At 68.2% G+C, this 17700-nt stretch carries 17 protein-coding genes; 3 read left to right on the top strand and 14 right to left on the bottom strand.

Annotation, left to right across the window (positions count from 1 at the left end; translation table 11 throughout):
* Window positions 1–166 precede the first annotated feature (166 nt).
* From hemE to V9L20_RS20470, 5 genes are all read right to left on the bottom strand, one after another.
* Window positions 167–1273, bottom strand: a complete 1107-nt coding sequence (gene hemE, locus V9L20_RS20490) for a uroporphyrinogen decarboxylase (RefSeq protein ID WP_337297996.1) — start codon at window positions 1271–1273, stop codon at window positions 167–169.
* A gap of 373 nt (window positions 1274–1646) precedes the next feature.
* On the bottom strand, window positions 1647–3026 hold the full coding sequence (locus V9L20_RS20485) for an MFS transporter (protein ID WP_337297995.1): 1380 nt from the start codon (window positions 3024–3026) through the stop codon (window positions 1647–1649).
* A gap of 115 nt (window positions 3027–3141) precedes the next feature.
* Window positions 3142–3834, bottom strand: a complete 693-nt coding sequence (locus V9L20_RS20480; RefSeq protein ID WP_258503881.1) for a redoxin domain-containing protein — start codon at window positions 3832–3834, stop codon at window positions 3142–3144.
* Between the two features lie 94 nt (window positions 3835–3928).
* Entirely contained in the window at window positions 3929–6094 is a 2166-nt protein-coding gene (locus tag V9L20_RS20475) for a protein-disulfide reductase DsbD family protein (protein WP_337297994.1), read from the bottom strand.
* A 112-nt stretch (window positions 6095–6206) separates the two neighbouring features.
* Complete coding sequence (locus V9L20_RS20470) at window positions 6207–6956, bottom strand: alanyl-tRNA editing protein (RefSeq protein WP_337297993.1); 750 nt, start codon at window positions 6954–6956, stop codon at window positions 6207–6209.
* Window positions 6957–7091: 135 nt separating this feature from the next.
* Between V9L20_RS20470 and V9L20_RS20465 the strand changes: the two genes are divergently transcribed.
* Entirely contained in the window at window positions 7092–8456 is a 1365-nt protein-coding gene (locus V9L20_RS20465) for a PQQ-dependent sugar dehydrogenase (protein WP_337297992.1), read from the top strand.
* Window positions 8457–8475: 19 nt separating this feature from the next.
* Here the strand turns inward: V9L20_RS20465 and V9L20_RS20460 are convergent, their stop codons facing one another.
* Together V9L20_RS20460 and V9L20_RS20455 are read right to left on the bottom strand one after the other, a co-directional pair.
* Window positions 8476–9054 carry a GNAT family N-acetyltransferase gene (locus V9L20_RS20460; RefSeq protein WP_337297991.1) on the bottom strand — a complete coding sequence of 193 codons (579 nt, stop codon included), beginning with the start codon at window positions 9052–9054 and terminating at the stop codon, window positions 8476–8478.
* A gap of 14 nt (window positions 9055–9068) precedes the next feature.
* Window positions 9069–10079, bottom strand: a complete 1011-nt coding sequence (locus V9L20_RS20455; protein WP_337297990.1) for a zinc-binding alcohol dehydrogenase family protein — start codon at window positions 10077–10079, stop codon at window positions 9069–9071.
* A gap of 86 nt (window positions 10080–10165) precedes the next feature.
* Between V9L20_RS20455 and V9L20_RS20450 the strand changes: the two genes are divergently transcribed.
* Complete coding sequence (locus V9L20_RS20450) at window positions 10166–11077, top strand: LysR family transcriptional regulator (RefSeq protein WP_337297989.1); 912 nt, start codon at window positions 10166–10168, stop codon at window positions 11075–11077.
* On the opposite strand, the gene V9L20_RS20445 is transcribed toward V9L20_RS20450, so the two are convergent.
* Window positions 11074–11871, bottom strand: a complete 798-nt coding sequence (locus V9L20_RS20445; protein WP_281147736.1) for an SDR family oxidoreductase — start codon at window positions 11869–11871, stop codon at window positions 11074–11076. The two genes, V9L20_RS20450 and V9L20_RS20445, sit on opposite strands and share 4 nt — an antisense overlap.
* 92 nt (window positions 11872–11963) lie before the next feature.
* Here V9L20_RS20445 and V9L20_RS20440 point away from each other — a divergent pair, with 92 nt between their 5' ends.
* On the top strand, window positions 11964–12791 hold the full coding sequence (locus V9L20_RS20440) for a creatininase family protein (RefSeq protein ID WP_337297988.1): 828 nt from the start codon (window positions 11964–11966) through the stop codon (window positions 12789–12791).
* 323 nt (window positions 12792–13114) lie between these two features.
* Here the strand turns inward: V9L20_RS20440 and V9L20_RS20435 are convergent, their stop codons facing one another.
* The 6 genes from V9L20_RS20435 to V9L20_RS20410 are packed head-to-tail and all read right to left on the bottom strand — an operon-like array spanning window position 13115 to window position 17694.
* Window positions 13115–14092 (bottom strand): threonine dehydratase, encoded by a 978-nt coding sequence (locus tag V9L20_RS20435; RefSeq protein WP_337297987.1) that lies wholly within the window; start codon window positions 14090–14092, stop codon window positions 13115–13117.
* A gap of 9 nt (window positions 14093–14101) precedes the next feature.
* The gene (locus V9L20_RS20430) at window positions 14102–14734 is read right to left on the bottom strand and encodes a LysE family translocator (protein WP_258503888.1); all 633 of its coding nucleotides are present in this window, start codon (window positions 14732–14734) and stop codon (window positions 14102–14104) included.
* 5 nt (window positions 14735–14739) lie between these two features.
* Window positions 14740–15432 (bottom strand): VOC family protein, encoded by a 693-nt coding sequence (locus V9L20_RS20425; RefSeq protein ID WP_337297986.1) that lies wholly within the window; start codon window positions 15430–15432, stop codon window positions 14740–14742.
* A gap of 12 nt (window positions 15433–15444) precedes the next feature.
* Window positions 15445–16368, bottom strand: coding sequence for a PhzF family phenazine biosynthesis protein (locus V9L20_RS20420; protein WP_337297985.1), 924 nt, complete (start codon window positions 16366–16368; stop codon window positions 15445–15447).
* 4 nt (window positions 16369–16372) lie between these two features.
* Window positions 16373–17014 (bottom strand): glutathione S-transferase family protein, encoded by a 642-nt coding sequence (locus V9L20_RS20415; RefSeq protein WP_337297984.1) that lies wholly within the window; start codon window positions 17012–17014, stop codon window positions 16373–16375.
* A 5-nt stretch (window positions 17015–17019) separates the two neighbouring features.
* Entirely contained in the window at window positions 17020–17694 is a 675-nt protein-coding gene (locus V9L20_RS20410) for a LysE family translocator (protein WP_258503891.1), read from the bottom strand.
* Window positions 17695–17700 lie beyond the last annotated feature (6 nt).

Below are 17700 nucleotides of genomic sequence, written 5' to 3'. Positions count from 1 at the left end.
TTTAGGAGCAAAGAGGGGCCCGCCTCAGATAATCTTGCGCACTGCAGCACGTGTTTTGTGCATAAGTCGGGCCTCCTACACCGTTTTTACGCTTGACAAACGGCTGCGAACTGCTTTTCAGGGAAAACCAGTTCGCCGACGCGCGCAGGCCCGTCGGGTAACAGTTTCAACCGCGCAGCGCGCGGGATTGTGCGTGCACCGCCTGCACCAGCGCCGCCACGTGGTCGGGCGGGGTGAACTGGCTGATGCCGTGGCCCAGGTTGAAGATGTGGGTCGGCCCCTTGGCCGAGCCGGCATGCGGCTTGCCGAAAGCCTGCAGCACCTTGGCGACCTCGGCCTCGATCTGCGCCGGGGGCGCGAACAGCACGTTGGGGTCGATGTTGCCCTGCAGGGCCTTGGCCTTGTCGTCATTGCCTTCGCCGACCAGGCGGCGCGCGGACGCGAGGTTCACGGTCCAGTCGACGCCGAGCACTTCGCAGTCGAGTTCGCGCATGGCTTCGAGCCACAGGCCGCCGCCCTTGGTGAACACGATGCGCGGCACGGGCTGGCCGTCGGCACCGCTGCGCTTCAGGCCGGCCAGCACGCGTGCGGTGTAGGCAAGGCTGAACTCCTGAAACGCGCCGTCGGCCAGCACGCCGCCCCAGCTGTCGAACACCATCACGGCTTGCGCGCCGGCGTCGATCTGCGCATTGAGGTAGGTGGCCACGGAGTCGGCATTGACCGCGAGCAGGCGGTGCATCAGGTCGGGGCGGCTGTAGAGCATGCTCTTCACGAGCCGATAGTCGCTGGAGCCAGCGCCTTCGACCATGTAGCAGGCGAGCGTCCAGGGGCTGCCCGAAAAACCGATGAGCGGCACGCGGCCGTCGAGCGCCTTGCGGATCGACGCCACGGCGTCGAACACGTAGCGCAGCTTGGCCATGTCGGGCACTTCGAGCGCCGCAACGGATACTTCGTCGCGCACCGGGCGCGCGAAGCGGGGGCCTTCGCCGGCCTCGAACGAGAGGCCCAGGCCCATGGCGTCGGGCACGGTGAGAATGTCGGAGAACAAGATGGCGGCATCGAGCGGATAGCGTTCGAGCGGCTGCAGCGTGACTTCGGTCGCGTAGTCTGTGTTGGTCGCGAGCCCCATGAAGCTGCCGGCTTTGGCACGGGTGGCCACGTACTCGGGCAGGTAGCGACCGGCCTGGCGCATGAGCCAGACGGGGGTGTGGTCCGTGGCCTGGCGCCAGCAGGCCCGCAGGAAAGTGTCGTTTTGTAATGGGGCGAAAGGCATGTCCTGATTGTCGCAGGGGGCTGTGCTTTCTTTTCGAGTGCTGCTGTTCTGGGGGTTGTTGTTCTGGGCGCTGTTGTTCAGGGCGCCGCTGTTCAGGGCGCGTGCACAGGCCACCGGGTACTCCCCTCCGCGAATGTCCCCCGCCTTCGGCTCCTCCTTTATTTCGCTGCGGGGAGCACCCGATGCCCTGTGCACACCGGGCGCTGCGATTGTTCCGCTCGATCAACCACCGCTCTGTGCAACGCTCACGTCGATGGGGTGCCTTGCGCAGCGAAATAAAGGAGGAGGCCGCAGGCCGGGGGACATTCGCGGAGCAAGGTACCCCGTCGGCGGGTGCGCACCCCGAACCGGCAGGCGCGGCAAGAACCAAAAATCAGACCACCGGCACCCGTACCGAATCCGCAGGATTCACCTGGCGCCGATACAGCATCAACGTGGCGAGCAGCCCGCAGACCGCAGCCGCGGTCATCCACAGACCCGGTGCGCCCTTGTCGCCGGTCATCTCGATCAGGCCGGTGGCAATGGCTGGGGTGAAGCCGCCGAACAGCGCCGTCGCCAGGCTGTAGGCCAGCGAGAAGCCGGCGGTGCGCACGTTGACAGGCATCACCTCGGTGAGCGCCACCACCATCGCGCCGTTGTAGCTCGCGTAGAGGAACGACAGCCACAGTTCCACTTCGAGCATGCGCGCGAAGCTCGGCGCGCCTACCAGCCACTTGAGCGAGGGGTACGCGGTCAGGATGGTCAGCGCCGTGAACAGGATCAACAGCGGCTTGCGGCCCACGCGGTCGGAGAGCGCGCCCATGATCGGCAGCCAGATGAAGTTGGAGACCGCCACGCACAGCGTGACGACGAGCGCATCGGTCGTGCTCAGGTGCAGCACCGACTTGCCGAAGGTCGGCGTGTAGACCGTGATCAGGTAGAACGACACGGTGGTCATCGACACCAGCATCATCCCGGCCGCCACGAGGCCCCAGTTGGCGATCATCGACTGGAAGATTTCGCGCGCATCTGGGCGGTGCTTGCGTGCCATGAACTCCTCGGTCTCTTGCAGCGAGCGGCGAATGACGAACAGCACCGGCACGATCAGGCAGCCGACGAAGAACGGAATGCGCCAGTAGAAGTCGCCGATTTGCTGCGAGGTGAAGGTCACGTTCAGCCAATAGCCGAGCGCCGCCGCCACGACGATCGCGACTTGCTGGCTGGCCGATTGCCAGCTCACGTAAAAGCCCTTGCGCCCCGGCGTGGCCATCTCGGAGAGGTAGACCGAGACACCGCCCAACTCCACACCGGCCGAGAAGCCCTGCAGCAGCCGGCCGACCAACACCAGCAGCGGCGCGGCAAAGCCGATGGTCGCGTAGGCCGGCACGCAGGCGATGAGCAGGGTGCCCAGCGCCATCAGCGCGAGCGTGACGATCAGGCCCTTGCGGCGGCCGACGCGGTCGACGTAGGCGCCAAGAAAAATCGCACCCAGCGGCCGCATCAGGAAGCCTGCGCCGAAGGTCATGAAGGTCAGCATCAGCGACGCGAATTCGTCGCCGGCCGGGAAGAAGGCCTTCGAGATCTGCGTGGCGTAGAAGCCGAACAGGAAGAAGTCGAACATCTCCATGAAATTGCCGCCTGTCACGCGCAGGACGGTGGCGAATTTCGAGGAAGAGGAGGAAGAGGACGTCGAAGCAGCGGCTGTGGCGGCGGCGGTGCCTGGAGCGGCGCGGGCGGCCGGGCCCGGTTGCGCGGCGGTGTGCGCAGGATTCATTTCGTTGTCCCCTTGGGCGAAGTAGTTCGCCCAAGGGTAGGCCGGGGTTCCCGACCGTTGCCTGACCACCGCGGTCAGGTACCTGTCACTGCCGGCTTTTACTTCAGGTCTTGTTTCAGGTCTTGTATTTGACCGAGCAGCCGTACGGCCGCGTCGAGGCTGCAGAGATCGGCTTGCCGCCGAAGGCTTCGCCGAGCGCCTGGTTCACGTAGTTGGTCGCGCTCTTGATGTCGTCGGGCCGGGCCGAGGCAATGCTGTCGATGCCGCCCGCGTACACCAGCACGCCCTTGGGGTCGATGATGAAGATGTGCGGCGTGGTGCGCGCGCCGTAGGCCTGGCCGATCACGCCGTCTTCGTCCATCAGCACCGCGGTGGGCGCGGCCTTTTGCGACTTCATCCATGCGTCGAGCGCGGCGGGCTGAAGGTAGTCGCTGGCTGCGCGCTCGGTGGAGTTGACCGACAGCCACACCACGCCCTTGGCCGTGGCCGACTTTTGCGTGGCGGGCATGTTGCCGCTGTTGTAGTGCTTGCGCACGAACGGGCAGCCCGGGTTGGTCCACTCGAGCACCACGAACTTGCCGGCAAAGTCGGAGAGCTTGTGCTTGGCGCCGCTGGTGTCCACGGCAACGAAATCGGGCGCCTGCTGGCCCACGGCAGGCGCTGCAAAGGCGTTGTTGCCCATCAGGAAGGTGGCGCCGAGCGCCACGGCTGCGGCCACGACGGCGCGGCGCGAGGCGCGGGTGAGGGCGGCGCGGGCGTGGCGCGCGGCACGAATGGAACGCGAGTCGGACGATGGCGAAAGTGACATGGCCAGCTTGAACTCCAGAATAAAAAAACAAACAACGGCGACAGCTTAGGCCGCTTTTCTCAAGTGCATGTGACAACCCATGTCACGCCGGGGGTCAAAGCGCGGCCAGCGCTGCGCGAACTTCGTCCTTGCCCAGGATTTCGGTCAGGACGACCGGCGGCTTGCCGGGCGCCTGCAGCACATACAGCGGCACGCCGCTGCGCCCGAGCGAGGTCAGCGCCGCGGTAATGGCGGGGTCGCGGCGCGTCCAGTCGGCGCGCAGCATCGCGACTTTCTTGCCGTCGAAGTCGGCCAGCACATCGGCATCGGCCAGCGTGGCCTTCTTGTTGTATTGGCAGGTCACGCACCAGGCGGCCGTGAAGTCGATGAACACCGGCTGCCCCGCGCCCGTGAGCTCGACCACGCGTTCGGCCGACCAGGGCTGCCAGCGCTGGCCGGCATTGGAGGAGGACGCGAGCTTGGCCGGCTCCACGGTCTGCAGCACGTTGCGGCCGATGGCCGCGGTGAGCACCGCGGTAAAGGCGACCAGCACCGTGGCAATGACCAGCCGCGCGCGGCCGCGCAGCGTCAGCGCCCAGACGATGGCGGCCATGCACACCAGCAGCGCGAGCAGCGTGCCCGCGCCGTCGATGCCGCTTTGCTGCCCCAGCACCCAGACCAGCCACGCCACGGTCGCGAACATCGGGAACGCCAGCAGCCGGCGCAGCGTGTTCATCCACGGTCCGGGCTTGGGCAGCAGCCGCGCAATCGCCGGAACGAAACCGGCCACCAGGTAGGGCAGCGCCAGCCCGAGGCCCAACGCCGCGAACAGCAGCAGGGCCTGCGCGGCGGGGAGGCCGATGGCAAAGCCGAGCGAAACGCCCATGAACGGCGCGGTGCAGGGCGAAGCGATCACCACCGCCAGCACGCCGGAAAGAAAGTCGTTGGCGATCGGGTGCTTGGCCTGGGCGGAACACACCGACAGCGGTGCCGCGCGGCCGAACTCGAAAACGCCCGCAAGGTTGAGGCCGATGAGCGTGAACAGCGCCGCCAGCGCCGCCACCACGGCCGGCGATTGCAGCTGGAAGCCCCAGCCGAGCTGGGCCCCCGCCGCGCGCAGGGCGAGCATGGCGCCGCCCAGCGCGAGAAACGAGAGCATCACGCCGCCCGTGTAGGCCAGGCCCGCCGTGCGGTGGGCGCTGCGGTTGCCCGCCTGCCGCGCGAAGCCCAGCACCTTGATGGCCAGGATGGGAAACACGCAGGGCATGAGGTTGAGCAGCAGGCCGCCGAGCACGGCGCCCAGCAGCGCGACGACAAAAGTGCCGGCGGGCTGGGCCGGCAAGTCCGCGGGCGGCGCGGGGGCGGCAGCCGCATTCGCCGCATTGGCGGCAAGCGCGGCCTGCAGCGCGGGCGAAACCTCGGCGCGCGGCGCGGTGGTCGGCCAAGTGCCGCTGACCGGCGCCTCGGTACGCCAAGCCACCGGCTGCCCGGGCTGCCGGTCGCCTTCGGCCAGCGTCACCACCAGCGGCAAGGTGGTGGGGCTGGCGCTGCGCTGGTCGGCCAGCGGCAAGGTGGCGGTCCAGGTGCCCCCCTGCCAGCTTTGCGTCCAGTCCTTGCCCGAGACCGCCGCGGTGCGGATCAGCTCGGGCGTTTCGGGGAAGAAGCCAAGGGTCTTGCCCTGCGCGGCCGCGGGCAGGCCTTCGAGCCGCACCTGCAGGTTGTTGCCGCTGACTTCCACGGTGCCCGGCTTGTCGAGCGGCTGCGGCTGTGCGGCCTGGGCGGCGTCGAACTCGGCCTTGTGCAGCGCGGTCGAGCCCTGCAGCGGCAGGGCCAGCGTGAACTCGCCTTCCTCGGGAATGCATTCCTTGCGGCACACCAGCCATGTGGCCTTCAGGCGGATGTCGAGGCCCGAGGCGCCTGTGCCCAGCGCCAGCGGCGGCTTGAAATTGCTCGACACCTCGAGCGGCACCGGCAGCAGCACCGTGCCCTCGTAGCCGTAGTTGGCGAGGTTGCCGATCGGGATCTTCTTCGGCACCGGCCAGGCGATCTCGCCGGCGGCGACGCCCGCCGGGAGCGTCCAGTTCAACTCGGTCGGCAAGCCGGAATCGCCGGCGTTCTTCCAGTAGGTGTGCCACTCGGGCTGATGGGTGATCTGCAGCCCGACCCAGACCGGTGCGCCCGGGGACACGCCGTTGGGCGCATGCGCGACCAGTTCGGCGCGCACGTGGGGGGTGGTGACGACGGCACCTGGCTTGGAGGCCAATTGCGCTGCGGCCGGCATGCAGGCTGCGGCGGTTGCTACCAGAAACGTAGCTAAAAAATGAAAGCGGGAGAGGATCATGCCGATCAGTCGGAGCGGGCGGGCGGTGCGAAGTTCCGGGCAGTATGGGCGCTCAAGCGGCCCAGCCCAGCACCACGCGGCGGCTGTTGGCGCTCTTTTTCTCGATCTTGGTGACCATCACCGCGCCAATCTCGGCAGTGTTTGCAACATGCGTGCCGCCGCAAGGCTGAAAGTCGATCTGCGCCTCGCCCTCGCCGCCGATGCGAATGGTGCGCACCGTGCCCGTGCCGCGCGGCGGCTGCACGCTCATGCTCTTCACCAGCGCCGGGTTGGCGTCGAGCTCTTCGTCGGTGATGGCGCCCACGGTCAGCGGATGGGCCGCTTGCACCAGCCGGGCGAGGCCGGCGGTCAGCGCTTCCTTGTCGAGCGGGTCGGTCATGTGGAAGTCGATGCGCGCATAGTCGGGCGTGATCGAGCAGCCATTCACGGGCACAGGCACCAGGTGGCACAGCAGGTGGCTGGCGGTGTGAAAGCGCATCAGCCGGTGGCGGCGCTCCCAGTCGAGGCGCGCGGTGACTGTATCGCCCGGCTTCAAGGCAGCCAGCAGTTCGGCCTGTTCGGGCGCGGGCACGTGAACGAATTCGCTGGTGGGCTGGCCTTCTTCATTCTTGGCCTTGCGGGTGTCGGCGATGACGACTTCCCGGCCGTCCGCCAGCGCCAGCACGCCCGCGTCGCCGGCCTGTCCGCCGCCGAGCGGGTAGAACACGGTACGGTCCAGCACGATGCCGGAGTCGTCGATGCGCAGGATGCGGGCTTCGCAGGCGCGCAGGTACGCGTCGGCGCGGAACAGGTCGTCGGTCATGCGGCGATGGTAGCGGCGATGCGTGAATGAGGTGCGCCCACGCCAAAAAGCGCCCATGACCGACAGTCCCCGCGGGTGCCGTCCGCATGATCTGTCCGGATGCGGCCTGGTTGCCGCAACAACCAAGGAGAGCGAATGAAGGTTCCTGACATCGCCGTTTCCTCGCTGGCCTCCAAGGCCACTGTGACCGCAGCAGTCGCCGCCGCGCTGGCGCTGGCCGGCTGCGGTGAAACCGCCAAGGTGGCGCCCGAAGCCACCGTCGGGCCGCGCCCGCAGTTGGCCGAGCCCAACAAGACGCTGATTCCCACCGTCAACGTGGCCACCGCCGTCGGCTGGGCCGATGCCGCCGCCCCGAAGCCTGCCACGGGCTTGCGCGTGCAGGCGCTGGCGCGCGGGCTGGACCATCCGCGCTGGGTGTACACCCTGCCCAACGGCGACGTGCTGGTGGCCGAAAGCAACAAGCCCCCCAAACCGGAAGGCGCCGACAGCAACAGCGGCCCCATGGGCAAGATCCGCAAATGGGTCATGGACAAGGTCATGAGCCGCGCCGGTGCCGGCGTGCCCAGCCCCAACCGCATCACGCTGCTGCGCGATGCCGACGGCGATGGGGCGGCCGAAGTGAAGCAGGTGTTCCTGTCGAACCTGGGCTCGCCGTTCGGCATGGCGCTGGTCGGCAACGAGCTTTTCATTGCCAACGCCGATGCGCTGGTCAAGGTGCCGTACACCGAAGGCCAGACCGCGGCGAGCGCTGCGCCCACAGTGGTGACGCCGCTGCCCGCGGGCATCAACCACCACTGGACCAAGAACGTGATTGCCAATGCGGAGGGCACCAAGCTCTACGTCACGGTCGGCTCCAACAGCAACATCGGCGAGAACGGGCTGGCGGCCGAAGAAGGGCGTGCCGCCATCTGGGAGGTGGACGTGAAGAGCGGCGAGAAGCGCCTGTTCGCGAGCGGCCTGCGCAACCCGAACGGGCTGGCCTGGCATCCGGAGACCAAGGAGCTCTGGACCGTGGTCAACGAGCGCGACGAGATCGGCAGCGACCTGGTGCCCGACTACCTTACCTCGGTGAAGGACGGCGCCTTCTACGGCTGGCCCTGGAGCTATTTCGGCAACCATGTGGATGCGCGCGTCACGCCGCCGAACCCGCAAATGGTCGCCAAGGCCGTCGCGCCCGACTACGCCCTGGGCTCCCATGTCGCGCCGCTCGGCCTGGTCTTTTCGGACGGCCGCGGCATGCCGCCGCAATTTGCGAGCGGTGCCTTCATCGGCGAGCACGGCTCGTGGAACCGCAAGCCCAAGTCGGGTTACAAGGTGGTGTTCGTGCCCTTCACCGGCGGCAAGCCGAGCGGGCCTCCGGTCGATGTGCTGACCGGTTTTCTCTCGGCGGACGAAAAGGCGCAGGGCCGGCCCGTGGGTGTGGCGCTCGACAAGAGCGGCGCACTGCTGGTGGCCGACGACGTGGGCAACGTGGTCTGGCGCGTATCGGCCGCGAAGTAGCGGCCGGCGCCGTTCGCGCTCATCGGCGTTGTTGTTGCGGAGGGCGGCCGATGCGGTAGAGCCGGTGCCGGCGCAGCGCGTGCCCCTCGGGCACCGAAGGGTGATCGAAAGCGCCGGCCACGTCTTCATGCATGCCGATGCGCTCCATCACTGCCGCCGACCGAAGGTTGCCGACGGCGGTGAACGCCACGATCTCGTCGAAGCCGAGCCGTTCGAAACCGACCTGCAGCGCGCCGCGCGCAGCCTCGCTCGCGAGCCCCTGGCGCCACCACTTTCTGCCGAAGCGCCAGCCGATCTCCACGCAGGGTGAGAAGGGCAGCGCCGCCAGCGGCACGTTCAGGCCCGTGAAGCCGGCGAATTCGCCCGAGTCCTTGTGCTCGACGGCCCAGAAGCCCCAGCCGTTCTCGTCGATGCGAGCCTTCAGGCGCTCGGCCAGTGCATCGCTGTCGGCCCGCGTGGGAAGCGGCAGCAGAAACGCCATGACTTGGGGGTCGGCCGCGAGCGCGGCAAAGGGCGCCAGATCGCTCTCGCGCCACTGCCGCAGCCGAAGGCGCGGGGTTTCGAATTCGATCAGGGGCGGGGTGATGCTGTCGGCCATGCGGCCGATTGTGCTCAGAACCCCGCGAGCACCACCTTGCCCTGCGCGGTGCCGCTTTCGATCAGCGCATGCGCCTTGCGGAGGTTGGCCGCGTTGATGGTGCCGAAGCTCGCGTTTGCCGTGGTGCGGATGCGGCCCGCGTCGACCAATGCGGCCACCTCGGCCAGCAGCGCGCCCTGCTCGGCGATGTCCGGCGTTTCGAAGCGCGAACGCGTGAACATCATTTCCCAGTGCAGCGAGATGCACTTGGTCTTGAGCGGCATCGCGTCGAGCGTCGGCAAGTCGTCGATCACCGCCAGCTGGCCCTGGGGCTTGAGGCTTTCGATGATCTGCGCGTAGTGCTGGCCGGTTTGCGTGAGGCTGGCGACCATGTCGACTTCGCCGATGCCCGCGGCCTTGAGCTCGGTTGCAAGCGGCTTCGAATGGTCGATGACCGCGTGCGCGCCCAGTGCCAGGCACCACGCCCGCGTCTCGGCGCGCGAAGCCGTGGCCACCACGCGCAGTTGCGTGAGCTGGCGCGCGAGCTGGATCAGGATCGAACCGACGCCGCCGGCGCCGCCGGTAACCAGCAGCGTCTGCCCCGCGCCGCCGCCTTTCGGCACCTTGAGGCGATCGAACAGCAGTTCGTAGGCGGTGATGGTGGTCAGCGGCAGTGCGGCAGCCTGCGCATCGTCGAGGCTCTTGGGCGCGAGGGCCGCAATGCGCTCGTCGACGGCGTGCAGTTCCGCATTGGTGCCGGGCCGGACGATCGAGCCTGCGTAGTACACGCGGTCGCCGACCTTGAAATTCTTCACCCCGGCGCCGACGGCCTCGACCGTGCCCGCGGCGTCCCAGCCCAGCACCTTGGCGTGGCCGGCTTCGGGCGCCATGTTCTTGCGCACCTTCGTGTCGACCGGATTGACCGAGACGGCCTTGACGCGCACCAGCAGGTCGCGCGGACCGACCGCGGGCGTGGGCAATTCGATGTCCTGCAGCGACTCGGGGTTGTCGATGGGGAGGGACTGGTAGTAACCGATGGCTTTCATGTCGAAGGACCTTTCTTGAACGATGGCTCGACTGTAGGATGGCAAATGAAAATTGATAAGACTGCCGGTTGAAGCAACACCTTCAAATGAAAATTGAAAATCTCTCGGACCTGCAGGTGCTGGTGCAGACCGCGCGCGGCGGCACCCTGACGGCAGCCGCCCATGCGCTGGGCATGACGCCCGCTGCCGCCAGCGCCACGCTCAAGCGGCTCGAAACACAGCTGGGCGCGCGGCTGTTCGAGCGATCGACCCGCGCCATGCGCCTGACATCCCAGGGCCAGACGCTGCTCGATTACGCCGTTCGCGCCTTCGAGCTGCTGGACGAAGGCGAATCGCTGGTCACGGCCGACCGTGGTGAGCTCGTCGGCACCTTGCGCGTGGCAGCCCCCTCGGACCTTACGCGCAGCACGCTGCTGCCCTGGTTCGACGAGTTCCTGGCGCTGCACCCGGGCGTGCAGCTGTCGCTTTCGGTCGGCGACCGGCTGCTCGACGTGACCCGCGACGAGGTCGACGTGGCGCTGCGCTACGGTGCGCTGGCCGATTCACGGCTTGTGGCGCGACCCTTTGCGCTCACCAACCCGCTGCTCACCGCATCGCCCGGCTACCTGCGCCGCCATGCCGCGCCCAAGACGCCGCATGACCTGCTGCACCACAACTGCCTGACCTTCGATCGCGGCGGGCGCCGCCACCGCACCTGGCGTTTTGCACAGAACGGCCAATGGACCGAAGTGCGCGTGAAGGGCGACCGCAGCGTGGACGACGCCTCGCTCGCGCGCGAGTGGGCTGTGGCCGGGCGGGGCATCGTGCTGAAGTCGGCGCTCGACGTGCGGGACGACCTGCGCAAGGGCACGCTGGTGCGCCTGCTGCCCGAGTGGGAGACCGAGCCCTATCCGCTGCACGCACTGCTGCCGAGCGGGCGCTTTGTGCCGGCGCGCGTGCGGGCGCTGGTGGATTTTCTGGCTGCCAAGTTCGACGCGCTCGCGCCGATGCCCGGCTAGATCATCGGCGTGACGGCGCCGTCCATCGCCACGATGGCGCCGGTGATGTAGCTCGCCTTCGGCGATGCCAGGAACACGACCGCATTAGCAATTTCTTCAGGCGCCGCAATGCGGCCGAGCGGCAGCCTTGCCTTGGCGCGCTGCAGCGCTTCATCGCTGCCGATGCCTTGCAGCTTTGCATCTGCCTTCAGGCCTTCCTGCAGCCGCTCGGTCAGCGTGAGGCCGGGGTTCACCGCATTCACCCGAACGCCTTTGGCCGCATAGGCCGACGCCATGCCGGCACTCACCAGCATGAGCGCTGCGTTGGCCGCGCCGCCCGCCATGTGGACGGGGCTCGCCACTTTGCCGCCCTGGCCGATCACGTTGACGATGGCGCCCTGGCCGCGCTGGCCCATGCGCTTGACCACCGGGTCGATCATGTGGATGTAGGTGAAGTACTTGGCGTCCATGGCGTCATGCCAGGCGGCGGCGTTCAACTCGTCGGGCGGCGTACGGCGCGCGGCGCCCGCGGAATTCACCAGCACGTCCACCGGGCCGAAAGCCTGCTCGGCGGCATCGAGCGCCGCCACGGCGCCAGCCGGGTCCTTGAGGTCGGCGGCATGTACCGACACCCGGCCTTCGGCTTCTGCAAACGCCTCGACAAGCGTCTTGCGTCCCTGCTCCAGGTTCTTCAGGTCGCGCGAGACCAGGCTCACACGCGCGCCCTCGCGCAAGAAGCCCAGCGCGCAGGCCAGGCCAATGCCCTTGCTGCCGCCGGTAATGAGAACGTGCCGGTCCTGAAGCTGGAGATCCATGTGAGTGTCCTTGACTTGAATCGAGAATAGAAAGAAGGAGGGCCGCGCGGCGCGGGGTCGCGTGGATTGAATCACCGCTCTAAGATCGGCGGATGAACGCTCCTTCGGTATCCCTGCCCCGCTACTGGTCTCAACTGACGACGCGCGACTTTGCCGCGCTCGATGTGGCAGCCACCGTGGCGGTGCTGCCGCTCGGCGCGACCGAGCAACACGGGCCGCACCTGCCCTTGGGCGTGGACACCGTGTTGGCCGAAGGCATCGTTGCCGCGTCGCTGCCGCGGCTGCCGGCCGATCTGCCGGTGCTGTTCTTGCCAACGCAGCAGATCGGCCTGAGCCCCGAGCACGCGCGCTTCGCCGGCACGCTTACGCTCTCGGCCGAAACAGTGATCCGCATGTGGAAGGAAATTGGCGCCGGCGTGGCGCGGACCGGCGTGAAGAAGCTGGTGCTGTTCAACGCGCACGGCGGGCACGTGGGCGCAATGGACATCGTGGCGCGAGAGCTGCGCGCGGAGCACGGGCTCATCGTCTACAGCGTGAGCTGGTTCAACCTTCCGCTGGGCGATGCGGGCGCGCAGTTCGGCGCCGGCGAGCATCGCTTTGGCGTGCATGCGGGCGATATCGAAACCTCGATGATGCTGGCGCTTGCGCCGCAGCAGGTGCGCATGGCCGAGGCGAAGAACTTCCGCTCCACCTCCGAGCAGCGCGCAGCGGACTACGCCATCCTCGGCAACGGCAAGAGCGCGAAGCTCGGCTGGGCCATGGAGGACTACAACCCGCAAGGCGCGGCGGGCAATGCGGCCGCGGCGACTGCTGCGCGCGGGCAGGCTGTTGTCGATGCGGCTGCGGAGCAGTTGGCGTTGTTGTTGGCTGAGGTGTCTCGGCTGCCGTTGGGCACTGCCAATACGGGACCGCTGCCTTAGTCATCGGTTCGGTGGGTGTTTCGTAGGTCGTTCAATTCAGGGCGGCGCACCCGCCGACGGGGTACCTTTCTCCGCGAATGTCCCCCGGCCTGCGGCCTCCTCCTTTATTTCGCTGCGCAAGGCACCCCGCCAGCGGGTGCGTGATTCAGAGCAGTCGTTGATCAGCGGTACACCACAAGCGTGCCCCGGTGCACAGGGCATCGGGTGCTCCGCGCAGCGAAATAAAGGAGGAGGGGCGCAGCCCCGGGGGACATTCGCGGAGGGGAGTACCCGGTGGCCTGTGCACGCGCCCTGAATAACAGCGCCCCCACACACGCCACCCCTTAGGCCTTCGCGCCACCCCGCCCCAGCACCCCCGCGAACATCTCCGAATCGACGTTGCCGCCACTCACGCTGATGCCGACCGTCTTGCCACGCCAGCGCTCCTGCTGCTGCAACGCCCCCGCGAGCGCCGCAGCGCCCGCACCTTCGGCGACGTTGTGCGTGTCGCTGAAGAGAATGCGCATGGCCTCGGCAACCTCGTCGTCGGTGACGGTGATTACGTCGTCGGCCTCGCGCAGGATCACCTCCACCGACTCGGCCACCGGTGTGCGGCAGGCCATGCCGTCGGCGAGCCGAGTGCTGACGGGCGATTCGATGGGCTTCCCCGCGCGGAAGGAGTCGCGGTAGGCCGTGGCATGGGCTGAGACCACGCCGATGAGCCTGGTCGACACGCCGCAATGCGCCCGCGCCGCGGCCGCCGCGGCAAAGCCGGAGCCGAGGCCGATTGGCACGAAGAGCACGTCGGGCGGTGCGCTCTTCAGTGCGCTGAAGAATTCGACATACGCAGTAGACACGCCGCGCACCAGCTCGCGGTGAAAAGATGGGACCCGATGCATGCCGTCTCGCTCGGCAAGCATGGCGGCATGCTCCGCCGCCGCCTGAAAGTCTTCGCCATGCTCGACCAGCTGTACGCCCAGCGCGCGCATTGCGGCGTTTTTCTCGAGCGAGTTGCCGTGCGGCACCACGATGGTGGCTGCGAGGCCGTGGCGCCGCGCCGCAAAGCCGACCGACTGGCCGTGGTTCCCGCGCGTGGCGCTGATGGCATGGCGCACGCCGGGTTGCTCGCGCGCCAGGGTTTCGAAGTAGGTCAGCCCGCCGCGAATCTTGAATGCGCCGGCTGGCGTATGGTTTTCGTGCTTGGCCCACACGGTGGCGCCGAGACGTTGCGCGAGCAGCGGCCATGCGTACTGCGGTGTGGGCGGCATGGCGACGCCGACGGTGCGCTGGGCGGCTTCGATCTCTTCACGGGTGAATCTCACGAGCTGCCTTTACTTGCGTTCCGTCAGCGCGACCCGCACCGCCAGCGCCGCCAGCACGCTGCCCATGATGTAGCGCTGTGCGCGCAGCCAGCCGGCACTTTGCGACAGCACGGCCGTGATGCTCGCAGCGCCCAGGATCATGACGGTGTTGACTGCCGCGCTGCTGGCAATTTGCGCGACGCCCAGCTGCATGCTCTGCAGCAGCACCGAGCCGCGCTCCGGATGAATGAACTGCGGAAAGAACGACAGGTAGAACATCGCGACCTTGGGGTTCAGCAGGTTGGTGAGAAAGCCCATGCGGAACAACTTGCCGGGCCGGTCGGCCGGCAGCGCGCGTGCCTCGAACGGCGCATTGCCACCGGGCTTGACCGCCTGCCATGCGAGCCACAGCAGATAGGCCGCGCCGGCGAGGCGAATGGCGTCGAACGCGAGCGGCACGGCCAGCAGCAGTGCGGTGAGCCCGAGCGCTGCGGCAAACAGGTGCACCAGAAACGCCAGCAGAACGCCGCCGAGCGAAATGAGCCCCGCGCGGCGCCCCTGGATGAGCGTGCGCGACACGCAATAGATCATGTTCGGCCCGGGCGTGAGTGCGAGCAATACAGCGGCGAGCCCGAACCAGGCGATTTCGGTCAAGGTCAGCATGACGGTCAGAGTCCTTCGGATTGGAGCGTGACAGGGCCGCGCGGCGTGTCGAGCACGGCCACGAGGTTGGGCGCGCCGGGCTGAACGGCCATGCCGGCCATGCCGATGGTGGACAGCGCCGCGGCCAGGTCGGCCGCGCGCGGGTGGGTGGCCTGCAGCGATCGCAGCGCCAGGCCGGAGGCCGGCATGGCATCGGTCGGATGCACGGGACCCCACTGGATCAGCGTGGGCAGCGCGCCATAGAAGAGCCGCTGGCCGTCGTCGCGCACGGTGATCTGCCACTCGAGCCGGCCGGCGGGTGTGTCGCGCGAGGCTTCGAGCAGGTGGCCGCGATCGATGTGCGCGCGCTCGTCGTGCGCCAGCGCCTGCAGCGTCGCGTGCGCATTGGGCACCCGCGCAACGAAGTGAACCAGCCGCGGTCCGCGCCGCACGAGGCCTGCCTGCAGCACGGCATCGTCCAGGTCGAACCAGCGGCGCGTGCCGGGGCGCGAAGGCCGCTTGCCGGGTTCGATGGCAATGATTTCCAGGTACGCCTGTGGAAACGCCTCGCTCGCGATGTTCAGCAGCCGGTTGTGCGTGCCCATCAGCGGATGCGCGCCGCCGGGGCCGGGCGTCACGCCCAGGGTGGCTTCGCACCACGCCACGCCTTCGGCCAGCGAGGCGGCGGCGATCACCAGATGGTCGAGTTGTGCGGGCATGGTGCCTTGCCCCTACAACGTGACCTGGCCGTCGATGCAGGTCACGGCATCGCCGCCGACCCACACCATGCCGTCGCTGTCGCGCTCGATGTACACGCGCCCGGCGCGGCCGAGGCACTGGCCCTGTGCGGCCACGTAGCGCGCGGGCATGTGCCCGTCGGCAATCAGCCATTCGGCAAGGCCGGCGTTGAGGCTGCCGGTGACGGGGTCTTCTTCGACGCCGATGGGCGCTGCGAAAGCGCGCACCTCCAGGTCGATCTTCTGGCCGTCGCCTTCTGCGGCCTGAGCCTTGCCGCCGAAGGCGCGCGCCTCGCGGTTCGATCGGCCGATGAGCATCGACGAGCCCTCTGCCGCGGGCACGCCCGCCACGCCGGCCTTGACGCCCAGCTCCTTGAGCAAGCGATGGTCGGGCACGAGCCGCAGCACGGTGTCCGCATCGCTGAGCAGCAGGCCGAACCAGACCGGGCCGTTGTCCAGCACCTGGGCCGCAACGATCTGCTGCGCCTTCAGGCCCAGCGCGCCCGCCACCTTGGCCAGCAGCGTGGGGCTGGGCGCACTGCGCTTGAGCGGCGGAGCCGAGAAAGCCAGGCGCTCGCCTTCGAGGCGCAGCGGCACCAGGCCGGCTGCGCACTGCTGCACCACACGGCCAGCGGCCTTGGGCTTGCCGCCGGCCTGCAGCCAGGCATGGCAGCTGCCGATGGTCGGGTGGCCAGCAAAGGGCAACTCGCCGCCCGGCGTGAAGATGCGCACGCGGTAGTCGGCCGTGGGCTCGGTCGGCGGCAGCAGGAAGGTGGTTTCCGACAGGTTGGTCCACTGCGCAAAGCGCTGCATGGCGGCGCCGTCCAGGCCGGAGCCGTCGAGCACCACGGCAAGCGGATTGCCGAGGTAGGGCGTTGCGGTGAAGACGTCGACTTGTTTGAACGGGCGGGGTTTCATGGTGTCATTCGAGCGGGAGATCGAGCACGCCGCGCGTGCCCGGACGGGAGAGGAGTTCGCCGTACCAGCGTTCGAGGTTCGGCCAGCTGGGGCGCTGGTATTCGGCCGGCGGCAGGCCGAACCAGCGGTGCGCTTCGCAGCCGATGGGGATGTCGGCCATGGTGAAGCGGTCGCCGGCCATGAAGGGCTGGCGTGCAAGGTGGGCGTCGAGCATCGCGAACAAGCCCTCGCTCGCATGGACAGAAGCCGCAATGAGCGCGGGCTCGCGCTCGGCCGGCACCGTGCGCACCCATTGCACGAAGGCGTCGCGGCTCGCGCGGTTGAGCGTGGTCTGCTGCCAGTCCATCCAGCGCTCGGCGTCGAAGCGCGCGGGCAGGTCGCTCGGGTAGAACTTGCCGTGCGAATGCTTGGCGCACAGGTAGCGCACGATCACGTTCGATTCCCAGAGCGTGACGCGTTCGCTGCCTTCGCCGTCGTCGATGGTGGGCACCATCGCGTTCGGGTTGAGCGCCAGGTATTCGGGCGTTTGCACCACGCCGAAACGGCCGCCGGCTTCGGTGCGTTGAAAGTCGAGCCCGAGTTCTTGCGCGCACCAGACGACTTTGCGCACGTTGATCGAACTGATGCGGCCCCAGATGTTGAGCATGGTGTTCAGCTTCCTTGAGCAGGTGTGGCGGACAGGGCAGAAGGCATGGAAGGACGGTCGAGCAGCAGCAGGCGAATTGCCAGGCCGACCATCACCAGCGCCAGCAGGCCGCGCTGGAATCTTTCAGCCCCCGGGCGGCGCTGCAGCCAGCGGCCCACTTGCCCGCTGCATGCGCCGAGCAGCGTGTTGAACGCGAGCGCGGCAGCCGAGAGCATGACGCCGAGCTGCACCAGTTGCAAGGGCACGCTGCCGCGCGCCGGGTCGACGAACTGCGGCAGGAACACCATGAAGAACAGCAGCGCCTTCGGATTGACCAGGTTGTTGAAAAAGGCCATGCGCACGATGCGCCCGAAGGCGGAGGGCTGCGCGCGTGTGCCGCCGGGCAATCCGCCGTTGCTGCTGCGCAGCGATTGCACCGCCAGCCACAGCAGGTACAGCGCGCCCGCATAGCGCAGCAGTTCGAAGGAAGGAGGCCATGCCGCCACCAGCGCGGTGACGCCGGTGGCGGCAAAAAGCGTGTGCACCAGGTCGGCCGACGAAATGCCGAGCGCCGCCGCAAACCCGCCGCGCGGCCCGTGCGCCACGCCGTGCGAGAGCACGAAGGCCATGTTCGGCCCGGGCGACAGGAACAGCGCGAGAACGGCGAGGAGGAATAACGCGAGCGTGGCGAGGCTGATCATGGTGTG

Source organism: Variovorax sp. CCNWLW225 (assembly GCF_037204045.1).
In the GTDB taxonomy this organism is placed as follows: Bacteria; Pseudomonadota; Gammaproteobacteria; order Burkholderiales; family Burkholderiaceae_C; genus Variovorax.
The sequence above is the reverse complement of the archived record's forward strand: the minus strand, read 5'-3'. Positions and strand labels throughout refer to the sequence as shown.

Bases quoted from the DNA above. Each gene is read 5' to 3' on its own strand.
- hemE (WP_337297996.1), bottom strand. From the start codon at position 1,273: ATGCCTTTCGCCCCATTACAAAACGACACTTTCCTGCGGGCCTGCTGG.
- V9L20_RS20485 (WP_337297995.1), bottom strand. From the start codon at position 3,026: ATGAATCCTGCGCACACCGCCGCGCAACCGGGCCCGGCCGCCCGCGCC.
- V9L20_RS20480 (WP_258503881.1), bottom strand. From the start codon at position 3,834: ATGTCACTTTCGCCATCGTCCGACTCGCGTTCCATTCGTGCCGCGCGC.
- V9L20_RS20475 (WP_337297994.1), bottom strand. From the start codon at position 6,094: ATGCCGGCCGCAGCGCAATTGGCCTCCAAGCCAGGTGCCGTCGTCACC.
- V9L20_RS20470 (WP_337297993.1), bottom strand. From the start codon at position 6,956: ATGACCGACGACCTGTTCCGCGCCGACGCGTACCTGCGCGCCTGCGAA.
- V9L20_RS20465 (WP_337297992.1), top strand. From the start codon at position 7,092: ATGAAGGTTCCTGACATCGCCGTTTCCTCGCTGGCCTCCAAGGCCACT.
- V9L20_RS20460 (WP_337297991.1), bottom strand. From the start codon at position 9,054: ATGGCCGACAGCATCACCCCGCCCCTGATCGAATTCGAAACCCCGCGC.
- V9L20_RS20455 (WP_337297990.1), bottom strand. From the start codon at position 10,079: ATGAAAGCCATCGGTTACTACCAGTCCCTCCCCATCGACAACCCCGAG.
- V9L20_RS20450 (WP_337297989.1), top strand. From the start codon at position 10,166: ATGAAAATTGAAAATCTCTCGGACCTGCAGGTGCTGGTGCAGACCGCG.
- V9L20_RS20445 (WP_281147736.1), bottom strand. From the start codon at position 11,871: ATGGATCTCCAGCTTCAGGACCGGCACGTTCTCATTACCGGCGGCAGC.
- V9L20_RS20440 (WP_337297988.1), top strand. From the start codon at position 11,964: ATGAACGCTCCTTCGGTATCCCTGCCCCGCTACTGGTCTCAACTGACG.
- V9L20_RS20430 (WP_258503888.1), bottom strand. From the start codon at position 14,734: ATGCTGACCTTGACCGAAATCGCCTGGTTCGGGCTCGCCGCTGTATTG.
- V9L20_RS20425 (WP_337297986.1), bottom strand. From the start codon at position 15,432: ATGCCCGCACAACTCGACCATCTGGTGATCGCCGCCGCCTCGCTGGCC.
- V9L20_RS20420 (WP_337297985.1), bottom strand. From the start codon at position 16,368: ATGAAACCCCGCCCGTTCAAACAAGTCGACGTCTTCACCGCAACGCCC.
- V9L20_RS20415 (WP_337297984.1), bottom strand. From the start codon at position 17,014: ATGCTCAACATCTGGGGCCGCATCAGTTCGATCAACGTGCGCAAAGTC.
- V9L20_RS20410 (WP_258503891.1), bottom strand. From the start codon at position 17,694: ATGATCAGCCTCGCCACGCTCGCGTTATTCCTCCTCGCCGTTCTCGCG.